This window comes from Microbacterium sp. JZ70 (genome assembly GCF_053903225.1).
Window position 1 is genome coordinate 2168406 of record NZ_CP096405.1, and the last position, 26063, is coordinate 2194468.

24 protein-coding genes and 1 pseudogene are annotated in these 26063 nt (G+C 72.6%); 15 read left to right on the forward strand and 10 right to left on the reverse strand.

Translation table 11 applies throughout. From position 1 onward, the window contains the following. Positions 1–12 precede the first annotated feature (12 nt). The 3 genes from rnc to M1D46_RS09910 are packed head-to-tail and all read left to right on the forward strand — an operon-like array spanning position 13 to position 2478. Positions 13–693: a ribonuclease III gene (gene rnc, locus M1D46_RS09900; RefSeq protein ID WP_282977575.1), complete on the forward strand. Its 681-nt coding sequence runs from the start codon at positions 13–15 to the stop codon at positions 691–693. After that, positions 686–1591, forward strand: a complete 906-nt coding sequence (mutM, locus tag M1D46_RS09905; protein ID WP_456285455.1) for a bifunctional DNA-formamidopyrimidine glycosylase/DNA-(apurinic or apyrimidinic site) lyase — start codon at positions 686–688, stop codon at positions 1589–1591. Before rnc ends, mutM begins: the two co-directional genes overlap by 8 nt. Then, positions 1573–2478 carry a hypothetical protein gene (locus tag M1D46_RS09910; RefSeq protein ID WP_456285456.1) on the forward strand — a complete coding sequence of 302 codons (906 nt, stop codon included), beginning with the start codon at positions 1573–1575 and terminating at the stop codon, positions 2476–2478. Before mutM ends, M1D46_RS09910 begins: the two co-directional genes overlap by 19 nt. Before the next feature lie 240 nt (positions 2479–2718). Here the strand turns inward: M1D46_RS09910 and M1D46_RS09915 are convergent, their stop codons facing one another. After that, positions 2719–3717 carry an HNH endonuclease gene (locus M1D46_RS09915; RefSeq protein ID WP_456285457.1) on the reverse strand — a complete coding sequence of 333 codons (999 nt, stop codon included), beginning with the start codon at positions 3715–3717 and terminating at the stop codon, positions 2719–2721. Positions 3718–3961: 244 nt separating this feature from the next. Here M1D46_RS09915 and M1D46_RS09920 point away from each other — a divergent pair. Both M1D46_RS09920 and M1D46_RS09925 read left to right on the forward strand, forming a co-directional pair. After that, positions 3962–4048, forward strand: a pseudogene (locus tag M1D46_RS09920) (zinc finger domain-containing protein); the annotation flags it as partial. Between the two features lie 83 nt (positions 4049–4131). Next, positions 4132–4794, forward strand: coding sequence for a SatD family protein (locus tag M1D46_RS09925; protein ID WP_456285105.1), 663 nt, complete (start codon positions 4132–4134; stop codon positions 4792–4794). Between the two features lies 1 nt (position 4795). Here the strand turns inward: M1D46_RS09925 and cofD are convergent, their stop codons facing one another. From cofD to M1D46_RS09945, 4 genes are all read right to left on the reverse strand, one after another. Next, entirely contained in the window at positions 4796–5767 is a 972-nt protein-coding gene (gene cofD / locus M1D46_RS09930; protein ID WP_456285458.1) for a 2-phospho-L-lactate transferase, read from the reverse strand. A 54-nt stretch (positions 5768–5821) separates the two neighbouring features. Then, complete coding sequence (locus M1D46_RS09935; RefSeq protein WP_456285459.1) at positions 5822–6889, reverse strand: GNAT family N-acetyltransferase; 1068 nt, start codon at positions 6887–6889, stop codon at positions 5822–5824. Then, the gene (locus M1D46_RS09940; RefSeq protein WP_456285460.1) at positions 6886–7938 is read right to left on the reverse strand and encodes a GNAT family N-acetyltransferase; all 1053 of its coding nucleotides are present in this window, start codon (positions 7936–7938) and stop codon (positions 6886–6888) included. Before M1D46_RS09940 ends, M1D46_RS09935 begins: the two co-directional genes overlap by 4 nt. Positions 7939–8045: 107 nt before the next feature. After that, positions 8046–8330 (reverse strand): hypothetical protein, encoded by a 285-nt coding sequence (locus tag M1D46_RS09945; RefSeq protein ID WP_282977586.1) that lies wholly within the window; start codon positions 8328–8330, stop codon positions 8046–8048. 543 nt (positions 8331–8873) lie between these two features. Here M1D46_RS09945 and smc point away from each other — a divergent pair. Genes smc through M1D46_RS09965 form a run of 4 tightly spaced genes read left to right on the forward strand, consistent with a single transcriptional unit; the run spans position 8874 to position 14959 of the window. Next, entirely contained in the window at positions 8874–12407 is a 3534-nt protein-coding gene (gene smc / locus M1D46_RS09950; protein WP_456285461.1) for a chromosome segregation protein SMC, read from the forward strand. Further along, positions 12404–13525, forward strand: coding sequence for a class I SAM-dependent methyltransferase (locus M1D46_RS09955; RefSeq protein WP_456285462.1), 1122 nt, complete (start codon positions 12404–12406; stop codon positions 13523–13525). Before smc ends, M1D46_RS09955 begins: the two co-directional genes overlap by 4 nt. A gap of 38 nt (positions 13526–13563) precedes the next feature. Next, positions 13564–14433, forward strand: coding sequence for a signal recognition particle-docking protein FtsY (ftsY, locus tag M1D46_RS09960; protein WP_271171696.1), 870 nt, complete (start codon positions 13564–13566; stop codon positions 14431–14433). 25 nt (positions 14434–14458) lie between these two features. Beyond that, positions 14459–14959, forward strand: a complete 501-nt coding sequence (locus M1D46_RS09965; RefSeq protein WP_271171697.1) for a DUF2004 domain-containing protein — start codon at positions 14459–14461, stop codon at positions 14957–14959. 6 nt (positions 14960–14965) lie between these two features. Here M1D46_RS09965 and M1D46_RS09970 read toward each other — a convergent pair whose 3' ends face one another. From M1D46_RS09970 to M1D46_RS09985, 4 genes are read right to left on the reverse strand one after another with little or no spacing between them, the layout of a single operon-like run. Next, complete coding sequence (locus tag M1D46_RS09970) at positions 14966–16462, reverse strand: ATP-binding cassette domain-containing protein (protein WP_456285463.1); 1497 nt, start codon at positions 16460–16462, stop codon at positions 14966–14968. After that, entirely contained in the window at positions 16459–17259 is an 801-nt protein-coding gene (locus tag M1D46_RS09975; protein WP_271171699.1) for an ABC transporter permease, read from the reverse strand. Before M1D46_RS09975 ends, M1D46_RS09970 begins: the two co-directional genes overlap by 4 nt. Further along, positions 17256–18242 carry an ABC transporter permease gene (locus M1D46_RS09980; RefSeq protein WP_282977596.1) on the reverse strand — a complete coding sequence of 329 codons (987 nt, stop codon included), beginning with the start codon at positions 18240–18242 and terminating at the stop codon, positions 17256–17258. The genes M1D46_RS09975 and M1D46_RS09980 overlap by 4 nt, the downstream gene beginning before the upstream one ends. A 5-nt stretch (positions 18243–18247) precedes the next feature. After that, the gene (locus M1D46_RS09985; protein ID WP_456285464.1) at positions 18248–19876 is read right to left on the reverse strand and encodes an ABC transporter substrate-binding protein; all 1629 of its coding nucleotides are present in this window, start codon (positions 19874–19876) and stop codon (positions 18248–18250) included. A gap of 114 nt (positions 19877–19990) precedes the next feature. On the opposite strand from M1D46_RS09985, the gene lipB reads away from it, so the two are divergent. The 4 genes from lipB to ffh are packed head-to-tail and all read left to right on the forward strand — an operon-like array spanning position 19991 to position 23804. Next, positions 19991–20629, forward strand: coding sequence for a lipoyl(octanoyl) transferase LipB (gene lipB / locus M1D46_RS09990; protein WP_271171702.1), 639 nt, complete (start codon positions 19991–19993; stop codon positions 20627–20629). Then, complete coding sequence (gene lipA / locus M1D46_RS09995) at positions 20626–21615, forward strand: lipoyl synthase (RefSeq protein ID WP_271171703.1); 990 nt, start codon at positions 20626–20628, stop codon at positions 21613–21615. Before lipB ends, lipA begins: the two co-directional genes overlap by 4 nt. A 20-nt stretch (positions 21616–21635) precedes the next feature. Then, entirely contained in the window at positions 21636–22235 is a 600-nt protein-coding gene (locus M1D46_RS10000) for a TetR/AcrR family transcriptional regulator (RefSeq protein ID WP_456285465.1), read from the forward strand. Positions 22236–22247: 12 nt separating this feature from the next. Continuing rightward, entirely contained in the window at positions 22248–23804 is a 1557-nt protein-coding gene (gene ffh, locus M1D46_RS10005) for a signal recognition particle protein (RefSeq protein ID WP_456285115.1), read from the forward strand. A 1-nt stretch (position 23805) separates the two neighbouring features. Here ffh and M1D46_RS10010 read toward each other — a convergent pair whose 3' ends face one another. After that, positions 23806–24681, reverse strand: coding sequence for an EamA family transporter (locus M1D46_RS10010; protein ID WP_456285466.1), 876 nt, complete (start codon positions 24679–24681; stop codon positions 23806–23808). A gap of 79 nt (positions 24682–24760) precedes the next feature. Here M1D46_RS10010 and M1D46_RS10015 point away from each other — a divergent pair, with 79 nt between their 5' ends. Then, positions 24761–25627, forward strand: coding sequence for a LysR family transcriptional regulator (locus M1D46_RS10015; RefSeq protein WP_324011443.1), 867 nt, complete (start codon positions 24761–24763; stop codon positions 25625–25627). A gap of 10 nt (positions 25628–25637) precedes the next feature. Next, on the forward strand, positions 25638–26051 hold the full coding sequence (locus tag M1D46_RS10020) for a VOC family protein (protein ID WP_456285467.1): 414 nt from the start codon (positions 25638–25640) through the stop codon (positions 26049–26051). Positions 26052–26063 lie beyond the last annotated feature (12 nt).

Consider the following 26063-nt stretch of genomic DNA (forward strand, 5'->3'; position numbering starts at 1 on the left):
TCCGTGGCGCGCATGCGGCCACTCTCCGAGAAGCTCGGCGTCGAGATCGACGCCGAGCTTCTCGCTTTGGCCATGACACACCGCTCGTACGCGTACGAGCACGGCGGCATCCCGCATAACGAGCGACTCGAGTTCCTCGGCGACTCGGTGCTCGGGCTGGCCGTCACCACCATGCTGTATCGCCGGTTCCCCGACCTCGACGAGGGCGCGCTCGCGAAGCGCCGCGCCAGCGTCGTCTCGACCGTCGCCCTCGCAGAGGTCGCGCGCGGCATCGGCCTCGGCGAGCACCTCCGTCTCGGCCGCGGCGAGGAGCAGACGGGCGGCCGCGACAAGGACTCGATCCTCGCCGATGCGACCGAAGCCGTGTTCGGCGCCGCGTACCTGTCGGCGGGGCCCGAGGAGGCGTCGGCCCTCGTGCTGCGCCTCATCGAGCCGCTCCTGGAGAACCCCGAGCGCTACGGCGCGGCGATCGACCCGAAGACGAGCCTTCAGGAGCTCGCCGCGCGCCTCGGCCTGGGAGCGCCGTCGTACTCGGTCGCATCCCGCGGCCCCGACCACGACCGTCGCTTCACCGCCACGGTCGAGGTCGGCGATCACGCCTCGACCGGCGAGGGCACGAGCAAGAAGCAGGCCGAGATGGCCGCGGCTCTCACGGCCTGGCACGCGCTCAGCGCGCGGACCGTCGGTGCCTGAGCTCCCCGAGGTCGAGGTCGTGCGAGCGGGCCTCGAGCCCGCCGTCGTGGGATCGACCATCGCGGGAGTCGAGGTGCTCGACGGCCGTGCGCTCACCCGCCACGTGGGCTCCCACGACGACTTCACCGCGCGCCTGAGCGGACGCGCCGTGACGGCCGCCGTGCGTCGCGGCAAGTTCCTCTGGCTGCTGCTCGAGTCGGCGGCGATCGAGCCGGCGGAGGCGCTCATCGGGCACCTCGGCATGAGCGGGCAGCTGCTCCTGCGCGCACCCGGCGCCCCGCGCGAGCGCCACGAGCGCGTGCGGCTCGCGATCGACCATCCGGCTCACGGCGAGCTCGCCGTCGTGTTCGCGGATCAGCGGACGTTCGGATCACTCGCCGTCGACGCGCTCGTGCCGACGGCGGACGGCGCGCCGGGCGGATGGGGGAGCGATGCGCCCCTCGTGGCATCGCAGGCCGCGCACATCGCGCGCGACCCGCTGGACCCCGCGTTCGACGACGCCGCGTTCGCGCGAGGGCTCGGCCGCCGCGCGTCGGCGATCAAGCGCGTGCTGCTCGATCAGACGGTCGTGAGCGGCATCGGCAACATCTACGCGGACGAGGCGCTCTGGGCCGCGCGCATCCATCCGGAGACGCCCGCGTCCGCGCTCTCGACGCGGGCCGTCCGCACGCTGCTCGCCGAGATCCGCGCGGTGCTGCAGAAGGCCCTCGCGGAGGGCGGCACGAGCTTCGACGCGCAGTACGTGAACGTCAACGGGCAGGCCGGTTATTTTGCGCACAGCCTCAACGCCTACGGGCGGCATGGCCAGCCCTGCCCGCGCTGCGGCGGAGCGATCCGCCGCGAGGCGTTCATGAACCGCTCGAGCCATTACTGCCCGAGGTGCCAGCGGAAACGCTAGCTGTCTTGTGCGGGCGATCGACGATCCCGGCGGCCTCAGAACGGCGGGCCTATGCTGGCCTCGTGCGTCATCAGCAGATCCTCGACAGGCTCGCGGCGGGCGCGGTCGCCCCGACGGCGCGGGACGAGGTTCGGATCCTGGCGCAGAAGAGCTTCTTCGCTGCGAGGCACCAGGGGCTGGAAGGTGCTCAGCACGCCGACGTCGTGCCGGCCATCAAGGAGCGCTGGCACTTCGCACTCGACGCGGCCCGCCAGTCGTGCGCACCTGAGAGCGATCGGATGAACGCCTACAAGGCCGCGGTCGCCATCGCCACCTCATTGCACGAAGTGGGGCTGGTCGATCACGAGCTCACCGAGCTGGCGATCGACGGGATCCACGCGCTGAACGACGCCGTGTGGCTGGGGGATGACTTCCTGCACCGGACGGACGACATGATCGCGCTGCTGCGTTCCTCGCCGGTCCCGCTCACTCGGAAGCCGACCACGCGGGAGACCATCACGTTCACCCGCGGCGGAGACCTCCTTGCAATCAGGCTGCGCGGCCGATGGGCGGTCGGGCATATCCATCTTGTAGACGGTCCGAACAAGTACCCGCACATCGAGCTGTACGAGCGCACGTTCGCCGTGCGACCCGATCCGTCCGAGGTCATCGGGACGCGTGCCTGGGGATACTCCTACGAGGGCCGAGACCGGGCGAACGTCACCCGCCTCATCGTGTCTGGGCTGCGCCACCTGCCGGATCCGGCAGAGCAGATCCACCTCCTTGCGAGCGGAGTCGCCGTCCTGCCGGACAACTCGCACCTGCATGACGAGCGGATCGTCGGGACCCACGTCGACCTGTTCGAACTGCTCGAGGTGGCGCGATCCGTGAACGGCGCGACCTTCTAGCGGCGGGGTCGCCAGTTCACGTCTTACCCGCTTCGTCGCGAAGGACGGTTGCGCTCCCTCAGTGTGCGTGAATATCTGATGGCTTGGGTGACCGGTTGGTCAGTTCCCAGGCGCGCGACCCAGAAGGACGCAATAACGCCCGTAGGTCACGCTTGTCCCGGGTCCGCGGAGGCCGCTGACGCCGAGCACCTGACGGGCGAGGTCTCTTGGCCAGGAGGTGCTCGGACACGGGATGCGATGTCACGCCGGCATCTTGGCGCCCTTGGTGCGGTTGCAACGCCAGCACAGCGTCTGGAGGTTGTCGGGCTCGCTGAGGCCACCCTTCGACACCGGCACGATGTGATCGACCTCAAGGAGCAGGTTCGGCTCGACAGCGACCGAGACACCACACGCGGGATTCTGGCAGGTGTGGCGGTCGCGATCCTTGATCCATGCGCGCAGGCGGGCCGTCATGAGCGCGCGTTGACCGGCAGCCGACTTTGCCCAGCGGATCTTCTGAACGAGCGTCTCCGAAAGCGCGTCGAGGGTCGGGGTGTTCAGATCGATGGTCACAGTCTGACCGCTGTTGCCGCCGGCGGAGACGTACTGGAACTTGTATTTCGGGTAGGGCACAGTGATCGGCGAGAGGTGCACACCGACGAGGCTCCAGAACTCGTCCGCGTATCGCTGAAGGATGAACGCGGGCGGGTTAATCATCGCGACAATCGCCGCCTCACGACGTTGCACGTTCGCGACGGCCTCTTCCAGTCGCGAGATGTCCTCGGCTACCCGCTGCACGTCGGCCAACGTCTCCGGATTCGCCTTGATGGCGAAGTACTTCATCAGGTACTTGATCGGATCCATGCTCGCGTTGCGCACAACCTGCAGAGATGCATTGTGGACGTGCGGGGCGTACTCGGCCACGTTGCGGTCGCGTTGATAGTTCCAGTTAGACGTGTTCTCGAAGTTCGCGAGGTGTGCGTACTGACCGGTGGATGACGCGCCCAGCTCGAACGCGCCCTGGCCGCGAATTTCCGCGACGTAGTTCACGACCTCGTTGTGCTCGGCGACAACCGAAGCGATCTGAGCGCGGAGACCCTGGAATTCTTCACTGTTGAAGTACTTGTTCTTCCGATACTTCCAGATTATTGGGTTCGCGATCAGTACCCCGGCTAGGGCGAGAACGAAGAGGATCGGGTGAATCGCTCCCAGAAGCAGCGGTAAGGCGATCAGCAACGTAACGAAGAGCCACTTGGGCATTGATTTTCTCCTGACTAGGGCTCTCCTGAGTAGAGCTATCTGTATTCATTTCCTCAAGTCTGTTGCCATGCTATCCAGGACCCAGGACAAAGTAGGGTCGACCTCAGCCGCCGGGCCCGTGGTCTCCGGTGAGGGAGACGTTTGCTGACGGGGTTCTCCGGCGGGCCAAGATCTCGACGTGCGTCTGAGTCCGGACCTCGGGGAGTCGGGACTCCATGCCATCAGGCACTGCGCCAGGTCCGCCTGCCCGCGCTGCGGTGGAGCGATCCGCCGTGAGGCGTTCATGAACCGCTCGAGCCATTACTGCCCGAGGTGCCAGCGGAAACGCTGACCGGTGAAGCATATCGCTGAACACCTCGCCGAATTAAGCAAATCCGCTTAATTTTGGCTCTTGTTCAGTGATATGCTTCACGGATGGCGGTGGCAGTGATCGCGGACATCATCTCCTCGCGCGCATCGACGTCGAGAGACGCCGTGCAGCGCGAGATCGAGAATGCGGCCGTCGAGGTGGATCGAACATACCCCTGGGCGCTGCAGAAGTGGTACCCGACCGTGGGAGACGAGTTCCAGGCCGCCTTCCGCACGATCGACGACGCCCTGCTGTCGACGCTCTACCTGCAGCTCGCGCTGCCCGACAACGTCGGCTGCCGGTTCGGCATCGGGCTCGGGGGCATCGTCACCGTCGAGTCGAAGCTCGCCGACCGCATCCAGGACGGCCCCGGATGGTGGGCGGCACGCGACGCCGTCAACCGGGCGCACGAGATCGAGCGGTCGCAGCTGTCCGCGGTGCGCTCGTGGTTCCTCGTCGACCCCGACTCGTCTGCGCATGATCGCGCGATGGAGGGGCCGATCAACGCCTACCTCGTCGCGCGCGACAGCCTCATCGCCGACATCTCCCCGCGCGGACGCCGTGCCGTCTTCCTGCAGTGGTGCGGGTACCCGCAGAAGGAGATCGCCCGCATCGAGGGGGTGTCGCCGTCGGCGATCTCGCAGCTGCTCAACAAGCCGTCGGCGCAGGCTCTCCGCCTCGGCACGGAGGCCCTCGAGCTCGGCGTGCGACCGCGGCGCGTCTACTGACTCAGCGTCCGACCGCCGCCGCGAGCGCGAGGGCGTCCGCGGCGACCTGCGCCGACGAGTCGGCGTCGCGCAGCCACAGGGGCACGGCTCGCGCGGCGATCCCCGCACGCTCGAGCGGCGCGACCTCAGCGGCGTCGGATGTGTCGACGAGCCAGCCGTCGAGCAGGCCTCCGTCGGTGCGCGGGCCGTAGTGACGAGCGACCGCCCCGGCCGACGTGTCGACCCCGATCGCCGCGAGGCAGGCATCGGCCATGCCGCGCACGACGGCGCCCGCGATGATCCCGGACACCCCGACGACGGGAGCACGCGCCGCGCGCACCGCGTCGCGCATCCCGGGGACCGCGAGCACGGGGCCGATCGACACGACCGGGTTCGACGGCGCGAGGAGGATGGCATCCGCCTCCGCGATCGCCTCGAGCGCTCCCGCGGTCGGCACCGCCGCGGCGATCCCGGCCTGCTCGAATCCGACCGCCGGGAGGCCGGCGCGGTGCCGGACCCACCACTCCTGGAAGTGCATCCGGCGGCCATCCGCCGTGCGCACGTGCGTGTCGATCTCGCTGTCGGTCGCGGGATGAAGCCGCACGCCGAGATCCCAGCGCTGCGCGAGCCGCTGGAAGACCTCGGACACGCTCGCGCCCTCGCGCAGCCAGGCCGTCCGCGCGATGTGGGTGCCGAGGTCGAGATCGCCCAGCGTGAACCACTCGGGAGCGGCACCCCACGCGGCGAGCTCCGCGGCCACGCGCTCGGTCTCGCCGGCGCGGCCCCAGCCGCGCTCGGCGTCGTTCACGCCGGCGAGCGCGTAGAGCAGGCTGTCGTGATCGGGGGAGATCCGTAGCCCCGACACCCACCAGTCGTCGGCCGTGTTGACGACGACGTCGATCCGGTCGTCGCCGCCCGTCCGCCGGACGTGCTCGCGGAGACCCTTCACGAAGCGGGCGCACCCGACGCCGCCTCCGATGACCGTGTAGCGCACCTGACCACGCTACCCGCGAGCGGATGGCCCGGGCGCGCACCCGGGCCATCCGCGTCACGAGAGGGTCTTCTCCCAGGCCGCCGCGTAGGACGCTGGACGGAACCCGACCGCCTCGTTGACGTCGAGCATGAACCGGTTCTCCTCCGCGTTGAACGTCGACACGCACGGCGACTCCGGAACGGCCTCGTGCCAGCGCCGCAGCCCCACGCACTTCACGATGGCGCCGAGGCGACGCCCGCGGTGCTCGGGCATGACGAGTGTTCCCCACTGGGACGTCGGCCGGGTGCGGTCGGCGCCGATCTGCAGCTCGTTGAACGCCGCGACCTCGCCCGTGGGCGCATGCACGACGAGCGTGACGCCCAGAAGCTGCCCGGCCGCGGCGAGGCGCGCGTCACGCGCGCGGACCCGCTCGGCGTCCCATGCCGACTCCTCGGTGACCATCTCGCCCGCGGGCACGTCGGTGCTCATCCGCGCGATGGCGCGGGCGTAGCCCTCGGCGTGCTCGTCGGGGGTCGCGCCGGTCCACCACACCACCCGGTACTCCGGCCCGGCCTTCTCGAGCGCCGCCTCGAGCAGGCGATCGACCGCATCGTAGGGCCCCTGCAGATCGAAGACGCTGTTGCGCTCGACCTGGCTGAGCGCGAATCCCGCGCGCAGCATGCGCTGCGCGGACGCGTCCTCGGCGGGGATGGCGCCGGCACCCGTCGGCGGGACGAGCTGCTCCCCGTCGACGCCGGCGCGGTGGATGGTCCACCCCTGGAGGACGGAGCGCCCCTGCGCCGCCGCGATCTCCTCGAGCGCCGAGAGGAGCGCGTCCCCTGCCGCGTCGTGCCCGTCGGCGACCTCGACGTCGATCTCGGCGGTGCGCTGCTTCGAGCGCTCGGCGTCGAGCGCGCCCGCTGCGACGATGCGGTCGCCCTCGCGCGCGACGAGCGGCGTGATCACGTGGTAGGTCTGCTCCTGCCAGCGGCTCAGCACGTCGGCCGGGTCGTCGTCGTGGAGGTCGGTGCCCGAGTCGCGCCGCCACGCGGCGTTGCCGAGGCGGACGAACTCGAGGAAGTCGGTCGCGTCGGGCGCGTCGAGGCTCTCGGGGGCCGTCAGGCGGTCGATGCGCAGCGTCATGTCAGCTCCTTGGTCCACTCGCCCGTGTACGCGGCGGGGCGGAAGCCCACGGCCTCGTTCACGTCGAGCATGTAGCGGTTCTCCTCGGCGTTGAACGTCCGGACGACGGGGGAGGTCGGGACGAGCTCGCGCCAGCGGCGCAGGCCGACGCACTTGACGATCGTGCCGAGGCGGCGACCGCGGTGCTCGGGCATGACGAGCGTCCCGTAGTTCTCGGTGGGGGCGGTCCGATCGGCGCCGATCACGAGCTCGTTGTACGCCGCGACCTGCCCCGTCGGCTCGTGGATGACGACCGTCACGGCCATCGTCTGCCCGGCGCGGCGCTTGAGGTCCTCCCGATCGCGGATGCGCTGCGCGTCCCAGGGGTCGGCCTCGACGGGCAGCTCTCCGCTCGGGGCGTCCTCGTCCAGCCGCGAGATGGCGGCCGCGTAGCCCTCGATGTGCTCCTCGGGCGTCGGCGTCTGCCACCACGCGACCCGGTAGTCGGGGCCCGCCTTCGCGACCGCGGCCTCGAGAAGCCGGTCGACGGCCTCGAACGAGCCCTGCAGGTCGAAGACGCTCGCCCGCTCGACCTGGCCGAGCGCGTAGCCGTTGCGCACGAGGAAGCGCGTCTGCCAGGCATCGCGCGGGAGGGATCCGGATCCGGTGGGAGAGGGGAGCCGGTCTCCGCCCGCGTCGGCGGAGGCGAACGCGAAGGCCCGCAGCGACGTGCGCCCGCGCTCGCGCGCGCGGCGCTCGATCTCGGCGAGCAGGGCGTCGGCCTCGTCGTCGTCTCTGCGATCGGGGTGGATCACGATGTCGACGTGCGCCGTGCGCTTCGCAGCGCGCGGGCACGCGAGCCCCGCGAAGCCGACGATCTCCTCGCCGCGTCGCGCGACGATGCCGGACTTGTCGACGTAGGTCGTCTCGCGGAGGCCGACGAGCCACTCCGCCGGGTCCTCGCGGAACAGATCGGTGCCCGAGTCGCTGCGCCACATCGCGTTCGCGGCGCTCGTGAACGCCAGGAACTCGCCCGCGTCGGGCGACTCGACCGATCCGGGAAGGTGCATCGGCGCGAACGCGATCGCGGAGCGACCCGCCGAGCGGGCCGCGGGCCGGCGCCCCGCGGAGTGAGAGGCTCCGCGGGGCGCCGGGTGCGCAGCGGTCGTGCGGGCGCTCATCGCATGCCGCCCAGGCCGTACACGAGGGTGATCCGCTGGATCTGCGCCTCGTGCTCGGCGCGCGCGGCGGCCGCCAGGCGCTGACGCTCGTACCGCGCGCGTGTCTGCTCGGGCGTCTCGGACGGGCGGGTGCTCCACAGGAGCAGCCACAGGCCGATGCGCATCGCGATCCGGTCGGCTGCCGAGGTGCGCGGCGTGCGCTCGGGGATGGCCGAGAGCGCGCGCGGCATGCCGCTCGGTTGCGGGGGATGGGCGGACGGGGACAGGTGAATCGTGTTCACGGTGATTCCTTCGTGGGAGAGAGATGTTCCGGATGGGAACGGGGAGACGACCCCGGGCGATGCCGGGGACGGGTGCGGAGCGCGGGGCGGGAAGCGGCCCGGGTGGCGCTCGGAGGCGGACGCCGGAGGCGGCGCGGAGAGACGGCTGTCGCCTGGTCTCAGGGGCGGATGAGCCGCGCGTGCGGGCTCAGGGCAGACCTCTCGCTAGGAGAGTCGGCCTGCGCGGCGGAGTCCGCCTGCGACGATCCCTGCGACCTGACGTCGAGCGAAGCCGACGGGGACGGAAGCCGAGAGCGCGATGCGCGCTGCACCTGGGTTCGTGGTGATATCCATGTCGGCTTCCTCCTCTCGTGCCGGTTCGCTGGGCGGAGCGCCCAGAGGTGATCGTGCGATCACACACGTTACGCAGACGGCGCGGGCCGCGTCAAGCGGATTCCCAGGATTCGTCGCGCCGAGCCGCAGCGCATCGCGTCCCGCACAGGGGCCGTCCGGTACCGTGAGACCTGATTTTCCAGGGCGACGACAGGGAAGGGAGCCGCGCGGATGCACTTGAAGAGCCTCACGCTCAAGGGCTTCAAGTCGTTCGCTCAGCCCACGACGTTCGCGCTTGAGCCGGGGGTCACGGCGATCGTCGGGCCCAACGGCTCCGGGAAGTCGAACGTCGTCGACGCGCTCGCGTGGGTGATGGGCGAGCAGGGCGCCAAGACCCTCCGCGGCGGCAAGATGGAGGACGTCATCTTCGCCGGCACCGCGACCCGCGGCCCTCTCGGCCGCGCCGAGGTGCAGCTCACGATCGACAACTCGGACGGGGCGCTCCCGATCGAGTACAGCGAGGTCACGATCAGCCGCACGCTGTTCCGCAGCGGCCAGAGCGAGTACGCGATCAACGGCGAGTCCTGTCGGCTCCTCGACGTCCAGGAGCTCCTGAGCGACTCCGGACTCGGCCGCGAGATGCACGTGATCGTGGGACAGGGACGCCTCGACACCGTGCTCCAGGCCTCGCCGGAGGAGCGCCGCGGCTTCGTCGAGGAGGCGGCCGGCATCCTCAAGCACCGTCGCCGCAAGGAGAAGACGGTCCGCAAGCTCGAGGCCATGGAGCAGAACCTCACGCGTCTGAGCGATCTCGCGGGGGAGATCCGCCGACAGCTCAAGCCTCTCGGCCGCCAGGCCGAGATCGCCCGGGAGGCGCAGACGATCGCGGCCGTCGTGCGCGACGCGAAGGCGCGCCTGTACGCCGACGACGTCGTGCAGCTGCGGCACGCGCTCGCCGATCACGCCAGGGATGAGCACGAGCGCCACACCGAGCGCCTCGCGCTGCAGGAGCAGGCCGACGCCGCGAAGGCCCGGATCGCCGCGCTCGAGCGGGAGCAGAACGCCGAGGCGGTGGATGAGGCGCGTCGCATCCTCTTCGGCCTCGAGCAGGTGCAGGAGCGTCTGCGCGGCCTCTACACCCTCGCGAACCAGCGTCTCGCGCTCCTGGGCGAGCGGGACGACGACGCGGACGCGAAGGTCACGGTGAGCCGCGGCGACATCGACGACGCCCGCGCCGAGATCGTGGAGATCGCCGACGGCGTCGGCGCCGCACAGGACGCGGCGCAGGAGGCCACCCGCCAGGTCGCCGCCGCGCGGGCCGAGCTGGATGCGCTCGACGTCGAGATCGCCGAGCAGAGCGCGCTCGTGTCGGCGCACGACATGCGGATCACGACGCTGCGGGGAGCCGCCGAAGCGGCGCAGCAGACCCTCGCGGCGGTGCGCGGCGGCGTGCTGCGGCAGCAGAACGCGCTCGACGCGGCGGAGCAGCGCCGGCGCGAGGCGGCGGAAGCGTTCGAGGCGCTCGAGGACATCGCCGTCGCCGAGGGCACCGCAGCCGACCTGCAGGCGCGCTACGAGGACGCGCAGCGCGAGGCGGCCGAGGCGGAGGCCGCCGTGGAGGAGCTCCGCGAGGCGCATCGTGCGGCAGAGCGCGAGGCGGACGCGCTCACGGCGAAGGTGTCGGCGCTGGGCAGCGCGCTCGACGTGCAGGGCGGGGCCGCCGAGCTGATCGCCCGCGGCGGCGCCGGCGTGCGCGGGCTCGTCGGCGAGAGCGTGCACGTCGCGGGCGGGTACGAGGCCGCCGTCGCCGCTGTGCTCGGACCGCTCGCGGAGGGCATGCTCGTCGACGACGAGGACGCCGCCTTCCAGGCCGCGCGCGACGCGGTCGATGTCGGCGTCGTGGACATCGTGATCGCGGGCGGCCGAGCCGGCGACCCCGTCGCCGCGCCGCGGGGCGCGACGCCCGCGCACGCGGTCGTGACGGCGCCGGACGGCGTCCTCGGCCTGCTCGCCCGCGTCGTCATCGTCGATGACCTCGACGCGGCGCGGGAGGTGCTCGCGACCGCAGGCTCGGATGACCTCGGCACCACGGTCGTGACACGCGCCGGCGAGGTGTGCACGGCGCGCACCCTGCGCGCCGGCTCCGGCGGCCGCCGCTCGCGCCTCGAGCTCCAGGCCGAGCGCGACGCCGCGTCCGAACGACTCGCCGAGGTGCAGCGCACGCTCGACGACCTCGGACCGCGACGCGAGGAGGCGGCGGAGCGCCTCCAGGCGGCGCGGCGCGCGACGCGCGAGCGGCTCCAGGAGCTCCGCGAGCACGACGCCCAGCTCGCTCAGCACGCCGAGCACGTGAACCGGGTGACCGTCCGCCACGAGGCCGCGATCGCGGAGTGCGAGCGCCTCGAGGCGGGTCTCGCGCAGGCGGCCGGGGCCGTGTCCGACGCCGAGGCGAAGGCCGCAGCCGCTGCCGCGGAGCTCGAGCGCGCCCTCGAGGAGCCCCGCCCCATCCTCGACGCCTCGGCGCGGGACGGCCTGCTCGCCGCGGTGGAGGCCGCGCGCGAGCGCGAGATGGCCGCTCGCCTCGAGGTGGAGACCCTCCGCGAGCGGGTGCGCGCGGCGGAGGCGCGCGCCGTCGAGCTCGAGCGGCAGCGCGAGCGCGAGCAGGCGGCCGCCGAGCAGGCCGCGCGCCGAGCGGTCATCCGGCGCGCCCAGCGCGAGGTCGCGGAGGGCGTGACCGCCGAGCTCCCGCGGGTGCTCGACTCCGTGGACCGCTCAGCGGCCGAGGCCCGCCTCGCCCTCGCCGAGGCCGAGAGCGCCCGCTCGGCCGTCACGGCCGAGCTGCGCGACCTGCGCCAGCAGGAGGGGCGCCTGCGCGAGCGGCTCTCGGGACTCACCGAGAGCGTGCACGGCATCGAGCTCCAGATCCACGAGAAGAAGCTCCACCTCACGAGCCTCCTCGAGCGCGTCGCGAGCGAGCTCGGCCTCTCCGAGGAGATCCTCGTCGCGGAGTACGGCCCCGACCAGCCCGTGCCGCGCGACATCGGGGATCTCGGCGCCGCGACGGGAGACGACGACGCCGACGAGCCCTCGACCATCCCCTACGACCGGCGCATGCAGGAGCGCCGCCTCCGCGAGGCCGAGCGGAAGCTGTCGCAGCTGGGGCGCGTCAATCCGCTCGCGCTCGAGGAGTTCGCCGCACTCGAGCAGCGGCATCGCTTCCTCACCGAGCAGCTCGACGATCTCGTCCAGACCCGCAAAGACCTCATGACGATCATCGCCGATCTCGACGAGCGCATGCAGACGATCTTCGCCGCGGCCTTCGAGGACACCCGAGCGGCGTTCCAGGAGGTGTTCCCGATTCTCTTCCCCGGCGGCACCGGCAGCATCTCGCTCACGAACCCCGACGACATGCTCACGACCGGCATCGAGGTCACCGTGCGGCCCGTGGGGAAGAAGATCGAGCGGCTGTCCCTGCTGTCGGGCGGCGAGCGGTCGCTCGCGGCCGTCGCGCTCCTCACCGCGATCTTCAAGGCGCGCCCCAGCCCGTTCTACATCCTCGACGAGGTCGAGGCCGCGCTCGACGACGCGAATCTGGGCCGGCTGCTCGGCGTCTTCGAGCAGCTGCGCGCCTCGAGCCAGCTGCTCGTCATCACGCACCAGAAGCGCACCATGGAGATCGCCGACGCGCTCTACGGCGTGTCGATGCGCCAGGACGGCGTCTCGGCGGTCGTCGGCCAGCGCGTCGGCGATCGCGTGGCCTCGTGAACGCGCTCGAGGCGTTCGACGCGATCGCACCGCGGCTGCGCCGCGCCCCCGACATCGAGGCGCACGACCTCGTCGCGGCAGACGCGAGCGATCGCCTCGTCCTGTCCGAGGCCGACGCGGGCGACGCGCCCGTCGTCGTCATCGGCGACCGATACGGCGGGCTGTCGCTCCCGCTGCTCCGCGCGCACCCGACCAGGGCCATCCGCCTGCACCAGGACGCGATCACGGGCCGCCGCGCGCTCGAGCGCAACGCCCGGGCGCTCGACATCGACCTCGCACCCCTCGCGATGCACGCGCTCGACGCCGACCTCGTGCGCGACGCGCGGGTCGTCCTCGTGCAGCTGCCGCGCGCCCTGGACGCCCTCGACGAGATCGCGGGGCTCATCGCGGCGCACGCCGCGCCCGACGTGCGCGTCGTCGCGGGAGGGCGCATCAAGCACATGACGCTCGGCATGAACGACGTGCTCGCGCGGCACTTCCGCGAGGTGAGGGCGAGCAGGGCGGCGAGCAAGAGCCGCGTCCTGCACGCGGCCGGCCCCGATCCGCGGCGATCGGGCGGCTGGCCGCGCTGCGTCCGCCACGACGACGTCGGCATCACGGTGTGCGCGCACGGCGCGGCCTTCGCGGGGGCCTCCGTGGACATCGGCACGCGGTTCCTGCTCGGCTTCCTGCCCGACATGCCCGCCGTCCGCGACGCGATCGACCTCGGCTGCGGGACGGGCGTGCTCGCGACCGCGTACGCGCTCGCGCATCCCGATGCCGCGGTCGTCGCGAGCGACCAGTCGGCGGCTGCGGTCGCGTCCGCCCGCGCGACCGCGGCCGCGAACGGCGCCGACCGCATCGCGGTCGTGCAGGACGACGGCCTCGGCTCGCGTGCAGACGCCTCGGCCGACCTCGTCATCCTCAACCCGCCGTTCCACTCCGGAGCCGCCGTGACCGACGCGATCGCACCGCGCCTCTTCGCCGACGCCGCGCGCGTGCTGCGGCCGGGCGGCGAGCTCTGGTGCGTGTGGAACTCGCACCTCGCGTACCGGCCCGCGCTCGAGCGCATCGTCGGCCCCACGCGCCAGGTCGGCCGCAGCACGCGCTTCACGGTCACCGCGTCGACCCGCCGCTGACGGTCGGCCGCCCGCGCGCCGCGAACTAGGCTGGGAGCATGGCGGAGAAGTGGTCACTCGGGCGCGCGCTGCGCGGGATGTTCGTCAAGCCCACGATCGACGAGGGCACGTGGGAGGACCTCGAGACGGCCCTCATCACGGCGGACTTCGGCCCCGAGATCACCGAGCGCATCGTCGACGAGCTCCGCGAGAAGGTCGATCGGTACCGCACGACCGACCCCAAGGACCTCCAGCGGATGCTGAAGGAGACGCTCGAGGAGCACTTCGCGCGATTCGACACCACGCTCAAGCTCACCGAGCGCCCCGCGGTCGTGCTCGTCGTCGGCGTGAACGGCGTCGGCAAGACCACGACGATCGGCAAGTTCGCGCACTTCCTGCGCCGCTACAACCGGTCGGTGGTGGTCGGCGCGGCCGACACGTTCCGCGCCGCCGCCGTCGACCAGCTCGCGACGTGGGCGGAGCGCGGCGGGGCAGCGATCGTCCGTCCCGAGCGCGAGGGGCAGGATCCGGCGTCCGTCGCCTTCCAGACGATCGACCACGCTAAGCGCACGGGCACGGAGATCGTGCTCGTCGACACCGCCGGCCGCCTGCACACCAAGGGCGGCCTGATGGACGAGCTCACGAAGATCCGCCGCGTGATCGAGAAGCAGGCCCCCATCAGCGAGGTGCTCCTCGTGCTCGACGCGACGACCGGGCAGAACGGCGTGATGCAGGCGCAGGCGTTCCTCGAGCACGCCGGGGTCACCGGTCTCGTCCTCACCAAGCTCGACGGATCGGCGAAGGGCGGCTTCGTGCTCGCGGTGCAGGAGCGCACGGGCATCCCCGTCAAGCTGCTCGGTCAGGGCGAGGGGATCGGCGACCTCACGGGCTTCACGCCGCACGTGTTCGCCGCGTCGCTTGTCGACTGACGGCTCGGATGGTTGAGTAAGCGACATGGCGATCGAACACGACTTCTTCGGACTGCTGGAGTCCGGTCCCGACGGCTCGATCTTCTGGTCGGAGAACGTCGAGCTCGGCGACCAGACCGTGTCCGTCGACCTGACGGCGCCCGATCAGGAGGACGTGTCGCAGGAGGCGCTGGACGCCGCCGCGGCGATCGTGTCGTCGCTCGAGGAGGTCGACCGCCGCAGCCGGATCGCCATGCTCGGCGAGGTCGACAACCGCGCGAGCGAGGTGACCGAGTACATCCTCATGCAGCAGGAGACGCTCGGCGACGGCCTCGAGGACTTCCTCGTCGACATCTCCGGCGATCCGGCGGTCGACATCATCCGCTCGCTCAATCTCATGAGCATGACGATCCTCGCGGACGAGCACGGCGGATCCGACCCGTTCGCGGTGCTCGAGTACGCGCTCGACCCCGACGCGACCGACGACGTGCTGCTCGTGAACCTCACGAGCGACGGCAGCATCCACTCGGTCACGAGCGCCGAGTAGCGCGCCTCAGCGCGACGCCGCGATGAGCTCGCGCGTGAAGGGGTGCGCCGGCGAGGCGTAGACGTCCTCGGTGGCGCCCGTCTCGACGATCCGCCCGTCCTGCATCACGGCGACGCGGTCGCTGACGAGGCGCACGACCGCGAGGTCGTGCGAGATGAACACGATGCCGAGGCCCTCGTCGCGCTGGAGGCCGTCGAGCAGCCGGAGGATGCCGGCCTGCGTCGTGACGTCGAGCGCCGAGACCGGCTCGTCGCAGACGAGCACGTCGGGACGGCCCGCGAGAGCCCGGGCGATGGCGACGCGCTGGCGCTGCCCTCCGGACAGCTCCGCCGGGCGCCGCGCGAGGATCGACGCGTCGAGGCCGACGCGCGCGAGCAGCTGCGCGGGCGCGGGTGCGCCATCCCGATGAGAGTGTCGCAGGATGCGCGCGACGTTATGGCGCGGGTCGAACGAGGCCAGCGGGTCCTGCGGGACGAGGCGAACGCGCGGCGCGGGGTCGGCGAGCACCCGCCGACCCGCATCGGGCGCCTCCGCTCCGATGAGGAGGCGCGCGAGCGTCGACTTGCCCGAGCCCGACTCGCCGACGATGCCGAGCGTCTCGCCGCGGCGCACGACGACGTCCACGCCGTCCACGACCGCCGTGGGCGCGCCGGATGGCCCGCGATACCGCCGGACGAGGCCCTCGCCCCGCAGCAGCACGGGGCCGGCAGCGGCGGATGGCGCGGGCCGCGGCCCGCGAGGACGCGCCGCGAGCAGCGCGCGCGTGACCGCGTGGGTCGGCGCGGCGAGGACGGTCTCGGCCGCGCCGGCCTCCACGATGCGTCCGGCGTCGAGGACCGCGACGCGGTCCGCGACACGCGCGACCGCGCCGAGGTCGTGGCTGATGAGGAGGAGAGCCGCCCCCTCGTCCCGCAGGCGCGCGAGCAGATCCAGCACGCGGACCGCGGTGGTCGCGTCGAGCGCCGTCGTCGGCTCGTCGGCGACGATGACGCGCGCGCCGCCCACGATGGCGGACGCGATGAGCGCGCGCTGGCGCATGCCGCCCGAGAGCTCACCGGGACGCTGCCGCAGCCGGCCGGCGGCATCGGGCAGCCCCGCGCTCTCGAGGGCGGCGATCACGCGGCGCCGGCGCTCGGGCCGCGGCACACGGCGCACCGCGAGCGCCTCGCCGACCTCGTCCTCGATCGTGCGCAGGGGGTCGAGCGACTGCAGCGCGTCCTGCAGGACGAGTGCGATGTCCGCGCCCCGCAGCCGGCGCCATCCGCGCCCGCCGAGCCGCCGCACGTCCCGCCCCGCGAACGCGAGACGCGATGCCGTGACCGCGGCGCCGGGCGTCGTCTGGGTGAGGCCGAGGAGCGTCCGCGCGAGCACGGACTTGCCCGCGCCCGACTCCCCGACGACGGCGAGGCACTCGCCCGCGTCGAGCGCCAGGTCGACCCCCTTCAGCACCTCGCCCGCCCCGCGCAGGCGCACGCGCAGATCGGCGACGTCGAGCACGCTCATCGGCCGGCCCCTCCCAGTCGGCGGCCGACGACCGTGAGCGCCGTGGCGGTGGCGACGATCGCGAGGCCGGGGAAGATCGTCAGCCACGGGGCGTACGAGATGTAGACACGGCCCGCATCGAGCATGGCGCCCCATTCGGGCGACGGCGGCGGCGTGCCCAGCCCGAGGAAGCTGAGGGCCGACACCCACACGATGGCCTGCCCGATGCCGAGGGTCGCCGTCGCGACGAGGGGCCAGAGCGTGTTGGGTGCGATATGGCGCGTGAAGGCGCGCAGGGGAGGGGTCCCCTCGAGGCGCGCGTAGGCGACGTAGTCGCTGCGCGCGACGCCGCGCACCCGCGAGCGGAGGATCCGCGCATAGCCCGGAGCGGTCGCGAGCCCGATCGCGAGGACCGAGCTCTGGGTGCCGGGGCCGAGCACCGCGACGAGGAGGAGCGCCATGACGAGCGTGGGCAGGGCGAACAGCACCTCGACAACGCGCCCGAGGGCCGCCTCGAGCCAGCGCGGACCGAGGCCGGCGGCGAACCCGATCGCGACGCCGAGGCCGATGCCGAGCGCGGTCGCCCAGACGCCGATGCCCGCCGACGCCGCCGCTCCGTGGACGATGCGGACGAGCACATCGCGCCCCGACTCGTCCGTGCCGAGCGGATGGCCGGGGGAGGGCGGGCGGAACGCGGATGCCGGGTCGATCGCGAGCGGATCCTGCGGCGCGAGCACGGACGGCGCGATGATCGCCACGCCGAGGAGGGCGAGGCACGCGAGCGCGGCCGCTCCCGACCAGCCGAGGCGCGACCTCACGAGCCCACCGCCACGTCGGGCATGCGGACGGCACCCGGCCGCGGACCGCGCAGGCGCGGGTCGACGAGCAGCTCGGCCGCGTCGGAGAGGAGGACGACCGCGACGTAGAGGAGCGCGACGATCGAGACGGCGCCGATCACGACGGGCACGTCCCGCGCGAGCGCGGCCTCCTGGAGCAGTCGGCCGAGACCCGGGCGCGCGAACAGCACCTCGACGACGACCGCTCCGCTCAGGAGGTTGCCGAAGGCCCATCCCGACAGCGCGATCGCGGGCAGCGCGGCGTGCCGCAGGGTGTGGCGCAGGAGCACGCGCGGCTCGCCGGCGCCCCGAGCCCGCGCCGTGGTCGCGAACGGGGCGCGATCGGCCTCGAGCAGCGCATCGCGGGAGACCTGGGCGAGGAAGCCGGCGATCGGGATCGCGAGCGTCACGACCGGGAGCACGAGCTCGGCGGGCGAGCTGCCGGCGCTCGTGGCGGGGAGGGCGCCGAGCGTCGACGCGAAGACGAGGATGAGCACCGCGCCCAGCCAGAACTGCGGCATGACCGTCGCGGTCACCTCGACGCCGCGGAGCGCGGCGCCGACGACGCGGCCCGCACGGCCGCGGGCCGACGTGGCGACGATCGCGCCGGCGACGGCCAGCACCCACGCGAGACCGAGGGCGAGCACGGCCAGGAGCAGCGTCGAGGGCAGCTGCTGCCCGATGAGCTCGGCCACGCTCTGGCGGCGCGCATAGGAGTCGCCGAGCTGCAGCGTCGCGACCCGCGCGAGCTGCACGGCGTACTGCACGACGAGCGGCTGGTCGAGCCCGTACGCGCGCTCCGCGGCGGCGACCGCCTCGGGCCCGGCCTGGGATCCGGGGCCGCCCAGGATCGCCTCGAGCGGGTCGCCCGTCGCGCGCAGCGCGAAGAAGACGACCGTCGCGACGATCCAGACCACGAGCGCCGCGCGCGCGAGGCGCGCGGCGATCCAGCGCAGGGCGGCCATCCGGCTCAGTCGGCCAGGCGCGCGTTCACGAACGTGGGCGTCGCCACCGTGCCGAGGGTCGTGACGCCCGTCGCGCCGCCCACGAGGAAGTGGTTCTGCTGGTCGTAGAGGGGCAGGATCGCGAAGCTCTCGAGCACGATGCGCTGCGCCTCGGTGTAGCGCTCGGCGCGCTCGTCGGGGTCGAGCGTCGACGCCGCGGCGTCGAGAGCCGCATCGAGCTCGGGCACCTGGAGCATCGCGTGGTTCGCGAAGTACCCCGACGGCGCGGGGACCGTTCCGGACGAGTGGTAGAGGATGCGCAGCACGTCCGGTCCGACGATCGTGTAGGGCGCGCTCACGGCCTCGTACTCGTGCGCGCCGAGCGCGCCGTACCAGGTGGAGAGGTCGACCGGGTCGAGCACGACGTCGAATCCGACCGCCGCGGCGTTGGCCTGGATCTGCTCGAAGAGCGACTGCTCTGCCGCGGTCGACTGGTCGGTCGAGACGGGGAACCGCACGGTGAGGCGCGCCCCGTCCTTCATCCGCGTCCCGTCGTCGTCGGCATCGGTCCAGCCCGCCTCGTCGAGGAGCGCCGCTGCCGCGTCGGGATCGGTCGCGAAGAGCTCCTCGTCGGAGTAGGCGAGCGGCTCGACGCTCGACAGCGGCGAGTACGACCGCTCGGCCGTGCCGAGGAACAGCGACTCGATGCCGGGGGTGGGGTCGGCGGCGCGGATGAAGGCCTCGCGCACGCGCACGTCGTCGAACGGGGGCTGGGCCGTGTTCAGCTCGATGCGGTTGGACGAGGCGGGGCGGGGCGCGTCGATGTGCTCGATGCCCTGCTGCTCGGCCGCGACGATGTCGGCGGGCAGCGGGTTGTCGATGACGTCGACCTCGCCCGAGGCGAGTGCGGCCTGGCGCGTGGCGGCGTCGGGGATGAAGCGCCACTCGATGCCGTCGAGGTGCGCGGGCCCGTCGTGGTCGGCGTGCGGGTTCGACGCGACGTAGTCCTCGTTGCGCGTGAGCGTGACGCTCTGCTGAGGGGTCCACTCCTGCACGACGAAGGGGCCGGTCCCGATCGGGGCGAGGCAGTTCTCCTCCTGCCCGCGTGCGAGGCCCGCCGGCGACTCCATGGCCGTCCAGGGCTGGCTCAGCGCTTCGAGCAGGGCGGACTTCGGCGTCGAGAGGCGGAAGCGCACGTGCGTGTCGTCGACGACCTCGATCTGCTCGATCTGCTCGACGGCCAGGTAGCCCGTCGAGGACGCCGTGTCCGGGTCCTGCAGGTGCTCGATGTTGGCCTTGACCGCCTCGGCGTCGAAGGGCGTTCCGTCGGTGAACGAGACGTCGTCGCGCAGCGTGAGGTCCCAGGTCAGTCCGTCCTCCGACGTCTCCCAGTCCGTCGCGAGCCAGGGTCGCATCGTGCCGTCGGCGTCGCGGCCGAAGAGCGGCTCGAGGTACTGCGAGCTGAGCAGGGCCTGCGGGTAGTTGCCGCCCACGTGCGGGTCGAGGCAGGTGGGCTCCGCATCGCCGGTCGCGTAGACGAGCGTTCCGCCGGCGGATGGCGACGCCGCGCCGTCGCCGGGCGCCGCGGGAGCGCAGGCCGCGAGGAGCGCGACGGGGAGGACGAGGGCGGCGGCGGACAGGGCGCGTGAGGACATGGCTGCTTTCGACGGGAAAGGTGGACAGCGTCCAACTTTACCGGCGCCGGCAGCCCCGGGGCGCGGCGGCGGGTATTGTTGGACGGGATCCAGAAAAACCGAGGAGGAGGCGCCGTGATGGACGTCCTGCTGGCGGGGCTCGCGCCCGACTACGTTCCCTATCTGGAGGGCTGGTCCCTGCAGCGCCGCATCCACGCCGACGTGGTCGCCGGCGAGCGCTCCGACACGCTGATCCTGCTCGAGCACGAGGCCGTGTACACGGCGGGCAAGCGCACCGAGCCGCACGAGCGCCCTCAGGATGGCACCCCCGTCGTCGACGTCGACCGCGGAGGCAAGATCACCTGGCACGGGCCCGGCCAGTTGGTCGGCTACCCGATCCTCCGCCTGCCCGAGCGGTTCGCCGTCGTCGACCACGTGCGGCGGCTCGAGCGGATCCTCATCGGCGTGCTCGCCGAGCACGGTGTGGAGGGGTTCCAGGTCGACGGCCGCAGCGGCGTGTGGGTGCAGGGCGTGCTCCGCGAGGAGAAGGTCGCCGCGATCGGCGTGCGCGTCGCGCAGGGCGTGTCGATGCACGGCTTCGCGATCAACTGCGACAACACGCTCGAGGGGTTCGGCGGCATCATCCCCTGCGGCATCACCGATGCGGGGGTGACGACGATGAGCTCGCACGCCGGCCGCATCATCTCGCCCGCCGACGTCGTCGACTCGGTCGTGTCGGCCTTCGCGGCCGAGGACGCGGAGGTGACCGCGTGAGCGCCGCTCCCGACGGACGCCGCCTGCTGCGGCTCGAGGTGCGCAACGCGCAGACGCCGATCGAGCGCAAGCCGTCCTGGATCAAGACGACAGCCAAGCTGGGCCCCGAGTACCAGGCGCTCCACTCACTCGTGAAGAGCGAGGACCTGCACACGGTGTGCCAGGAGGCGGGATGCCCCAACATCTTCGAGTGCTGGGAGGACCGCGAGGCGACCTTCCTCATCGGCGGCTCGCAGTGCACCCGCCGATGCGACTTCTGCCAGATCGACACGGGGAAGCCGGCCGAGTACGACACCGACGAGCCGCGCCGCGTCGCGGAGAGCGTCCAGCGGATGGGCCTGCGCTACGCGACGGTGACGAGCGTGGCCCGCGACGACCTGCCCGACACGGGCGCGTGGCTCAACGCCGAGACCGTGCGGAAGATCCACGAGCTCAACCCGAACACGGGCGTCGAGCTCCTCGCGAACGAGCACAATGCGGATCCCGCGCTCCTGGGGCAGATCTTCGACGCGCGTCCCGAGGTGTTCGCGCACAACGTCGAGACGGTGCCGCGCATCTTCAAGCGGATCCGGCCGGCGTTCCGCTACGAGCGCTCGCTCGACGTCCTCACGCAGGCGCGCGCCGCCGGGCTCATCACGAAGTCGAACCTCATCCTCGGCATGGGCGAGGAGCCGCACGAGGTGGTCCAGGCGCTGCAGGACCTCCACGACGCGGGCTGCGACATCATCACGATCACGCAGTACCTGCGGCCGTCGCCGCGTCACCTCCCCGTGCACCGCTGGGTCAAGCCCGAGGAGTTCATCGGGTTCAAGGAGGAGGCGGAGCGCATCGGGTTCCTCGGCGTGCTCGCGGGTCCGCTCGTGCGGTCGTCGTACCGTGCCGGGCGCCTCTGGGCGCAGTCGATGATCTCGAAGGGGCGGGAGATCCCCGAGCACCTCGCGCACATCGCGGCGTCGGCCGACCTCGGCTTCGCCCAGGCGGTCTGACGGCGGCTAGCCTGGAACGGATGGCCAGGACGAGGGGAGCGGGGCGACCGCGCGCGTCCTCGCTCGAGATGCTCGCCGAGGCCGCGTGCGAGCTCTTCCTCGAGCAGGGCTTCGATGCGACGTCGATCGCCGACATCGCGAACCGCGCGGGCGTGAGCCGCTCCAGCTTCTTCAACTACGCGTCGTCGAAGTCGGCGCTCCTGTGGGCCGGCTTCGACGAGCGCGCCGCGGCCCTCGAGCGCGCGCTGGACGCTTCGGGCGTCGACGGGCCCGCGATCGTCGAGGCGCTGCGCGCCTTCGCCGACGGGCTGCGGCCCGACGCGCTCGCCCTCGCGATCGCGAACGCCGACGCCATGGGCATCGCAGCGGACCTCGAGCGCGAGTCGGCGGTGCGGATGGCGCGGATCGCCGCGACCGTCGCCGCCGCGCTGCGGCACGCCGGTCGGGCGTCCATCCCGGCCGACGTGCTCGGAGCCGCGTACGCGGGCGCCGTGATGAGCGCGCTGCGTCACTGGGCGCACGTCGGGCCCGGAGCGCGCTCGCTCGGCGACGTCGTCGCCGAGGCGCTCGGCTCCGTCCCCGTCGACCCGCCGCGCGCGTCGACGTCCGGCGCCGGGTAAAATCGACCCATCATGGCTACTTTCGGCACGCTCTCCGAGCGCCTCACCGACACCTTCCGCAACCTCCGCACGAAGGGCAAGCTCTCGCCCGCGGACGTCGACGGGACCGTGCGCGAGATCCGCCGCGCACTCCTCGATGCGGATGTCGCGCTGCAGGTGGTCAAGGAGTTCACGGGCCGCGTGCGCGAGCGCGCGCTGGGCGACGACGTCAACCGGGCGCTCAACCCCGCGCAGCAGGTCGTGCAGATCGTCAACGAGGAGCTCGTGGGCATCCTCGGCGGCGAGCAGCGCCGTCTGGCGTTCGCGAAGAACCCGCCGACGGTCATCATGCTCGCGGGCCTTCAGGGCTCGGGCAAGACGACCTTCGCCGGCAAGCTCGCCAAGCGTCTCGAGAAGGACGGCCACACGCCGCTCCTCATCGCCGCCGACCTGCAGCGCCCCAACGCCGTGAACCAGCTCCAGGTCGTCGCCGAGCGCGCGGGGGCCGCGATCTACGCGCCCGAGCCCGGCAACGGCGTCGGCGACCCCGTGCGGGTCGCGCGCGACGGCGTCGAGCACGCGCGCCGCCAGCAGCACGACGTCGTGATCATCGACACCGCCGGCCGTCTCGGCGTCGACGCCGAGCTCATGAAGCAGGCCTCCGACATCCGCCGCGCGACGCAGCCCGACGAGGTGCTCTTCGTCATCGACGCGATGATCGGACAGGACGCGGTCAACACGGCGAAGGCCTTCCAGGACGGCGTGGACTTCACCGGCGTCGTGCTGTCGAAGCTCGACGGCGACGCGCGAGGCGGCGCGGCGCTCTCGGTCGCGTCCGTGACCGGGCGCCCGATCATCTTCGCGTCGACCGGCGAGGGCCTCGACGACCTCGAGGACTTCCACCCCGACCGCATGGCGAGCCGCATCCTCGACCTCGGCGACATCCTCACCCTCATCGAGCAGGCCCAGCAGGCGTTCGACGAGGAGGAGGCGCGGAAGGTCGCCGAGAAGTTCGCGACCGACCAGTTCACCCTCGACGACTTCCTGCAGCAGATGCAGCAGCTGAAGAAGATGGGGTCGATGAAGAAGATGCTCGGGATGCTCCCGGGCATGGGCCAGATGAAGCAGCAGCTCGAGGACTTCGACGAGCGCGAGATCGACCGCACCGAGGCGATCATCCGCTCGATGACGCCCGCGGAGCGCGCGAACACGAAGATCCTCAACGGCTCCCGCCGCCTGCGCATCGCGAAGGGCTCCGGCGTGACGGTCACCGACGTCAACCAGCTCGTGAACCGCTTCGAGCAGGCGGCGAAGATGATGAAGACCGTCGCCCGCGGCGGCACCCCGAGCATCCCCGGCATGGGCGCGATGCCCGGCATGGGCCGGCCGGGTGCCTCCGCCAAGCGCGGCAAGAAGGGCAAGAAGGGTCAGGGGTCGCGCTCGGGCAACCCGGCCAAGCGCGCCGCCGAGAACGCCGCTCTGCCGGCGGCGCCCGCGCCCAGCGGCTCGGGCTTCGGTCTCGGCGCGGGCGCGCCGGCGCCGAGCGAGGCCGATCTCGCCGAGATCCAGAAGCTCTTCGGCAAGGGCTGAGTCAGGCCCCGCCCACGACCTGGGCGCGCCGCGCGGGCACCTGGCCGATGATGAGCGCGCCGAGAGCGAGCGCGATCCCCGCCGCCTGCATGGGCGTGAAGGTCTCGCCGAGCACGGCGACGCCGATGAGCGTCGCGACCACGGGCGAGAGCAGGCCGAGCAGCCCCGCGGCGAATGCCGGCAGCCGCTGGATCCCGCGGAACCACAGGGTGTACGCGACGATGCCGCCCGCCGTCGCGAGCCAGACGTACCCGGCGACCGCAGCGTCGTCGATGCGCGCGGGGACGCCCTCGACGGCGAGCACGGCCGGCAGCAGGACGAGACCGCCCGCCGTCAGCTGCCAGCCGGCGTAGGAGATCGCGCCCACCCCCTCGGGGCGCCCCCAGCGCTTCGTGAGGACGAGCCCGAGCGCCATCGAGGCGGTCCCGCCGATCGCCGCGGCGACGCCGATCGGATCGAGAGCGGCGCTCGGCCCGAGGACGACGAGCGCCACGCCGACCGCGCCGGCCGCGCCGATCGCGAGCGGCCGCGGGCGCACCGGGGTGCGCAGCACCACGGCCGACAGGAGCACGACGATGACCGGCTGCGCGCCGCCGACGGCCGCGGCGACGCCGCCGGGAAGGCGCTCGGCCGCGAGGAAGAGCAGCGGGAAGAACGCGCCGATGTTCAGCGCGCCCAGGAGCGCGGCGCGAGCCCACCAGACGCCGCGGGGCAGCGCGCGGCCGATCGCGAGCGCGAGGAGCCCCGCGGGCAGCGCGCGCAGGAGCGCCGCGAAGAGGGGATGCCCTGGCGGCAGGAGCTCGCTCGTCACGATGTAGGTCGTGCCCCACGCGATCGGCGCGAGGGCGGTGAGGAGGACGGTGACGGGAGCGCTCATGGCTCCAGCCTCCGCTCCGCTATGGGGATGAGTCCAACGCATCCTTCTCATCTGAATGATGAAGCGGGATCATGGATGCATGGAGCTCCAGCAGATGCGCTACGTCGTCGCCGTGATCGAGGAGGGCGGGTTCACGCGCGCCGCGGCGCGCTGCCACGTGACGCAGTCGGCCCTCAGTCACCAGATCGCTGCGCTCGAGCGCGAGATCGGGACGCGCCTGTTCGCGCGGACGAGCAGGGCGGTGCGCGTGACGGAGGCGGGCGAGGCGTTCGCGGCGCACGCGCGCGAGGCGCTCCTGGCAGCCGACCGCGCCAGGGAGGAGGCCGCGTCGGCCGCCGGAGAGGTGCGCGGGACGCTGCGCATGGGCGTCATCCCGACGGTCACGGCCGTCGACGTCCCGGCGGTGCTCGGGCGCTTCCGCGCGGCGCATCCGCACGTGCGCGTCGAGCTGCGGATGGGCAACAGCGACGAGATGGTGCCCGCCGTGCGCGCGGGCGCGCTCGATGTCGCCCTCCTCGGCCTGCGGGACGGCCTCGTGCCCGAGGGTGTCGCCTCGCGGGTGCTCGCACGGGAGGCCCTGGTCGCGGTGCTGCCGGGGGGCCATCCGCTCGCGTCCCGCGAGATCCTCTCGCTCGCCGACCTCGCGGACGCGGTCTTCGCCGACTTCCCCTCCGGAACCTCAGGGCGGGAGCAGTCCGATCATGCGTTCGCGTCGGCCGGCATCGCGCGCGACGTCGCGTTCGAGGCGGGCACGGCCGATCATCTGCGCGGCCTCGCGGCCGCGGGCCTCGCGGTCACGCTCCTGCCGCCGGGGGTCGTCCCGATGGACGACCGGGCGATCGCGGCGGTGCCCGTGAGCGACGGTCCGGTGCGCGCCGAGCACGTCGCGTGGGACGCCCGCGCCCCGCGCGCGGCGGCGCGTGCGCTCCTGCCGCTCATCGTGTGAGACTGGCGCCATGGACCAGCGGATCAGCCTCATCACGCTCGTGGTCGACGACGTCGCGGCCGCGCGGCGGTTCTACATCGACGGGCTCGGATGGTGCGCGGAGTTCGAGGCGCCCGGCGAGGTGCTCATGATCCGCGTGGGGGAGCGGCTCCTCCTCTCCCTCTGGGATCGCGCTCACGCCGAGGAGGAGATCGGCGCGGTCACCCGCGGAGGCACGCCGCCGGTCACGCTCGCGCACAACGTCGCCGAGCCCGCGCAGGTCGACGCCGTGCTCGCGCAGGCGCGGACCGCCGGCGCGACGGCCGTCGTCGCGGCGCAGCAGCGCGAGTGGGGCGGCTACTCCGGCTACTTCGCCGACCCCGACGGCTTCCGATGGGAGGTCGCCGTCAACCCGTCGCCCCAGGGCGAGAGCCTGCTGCCCTGACGCGACGGCGGG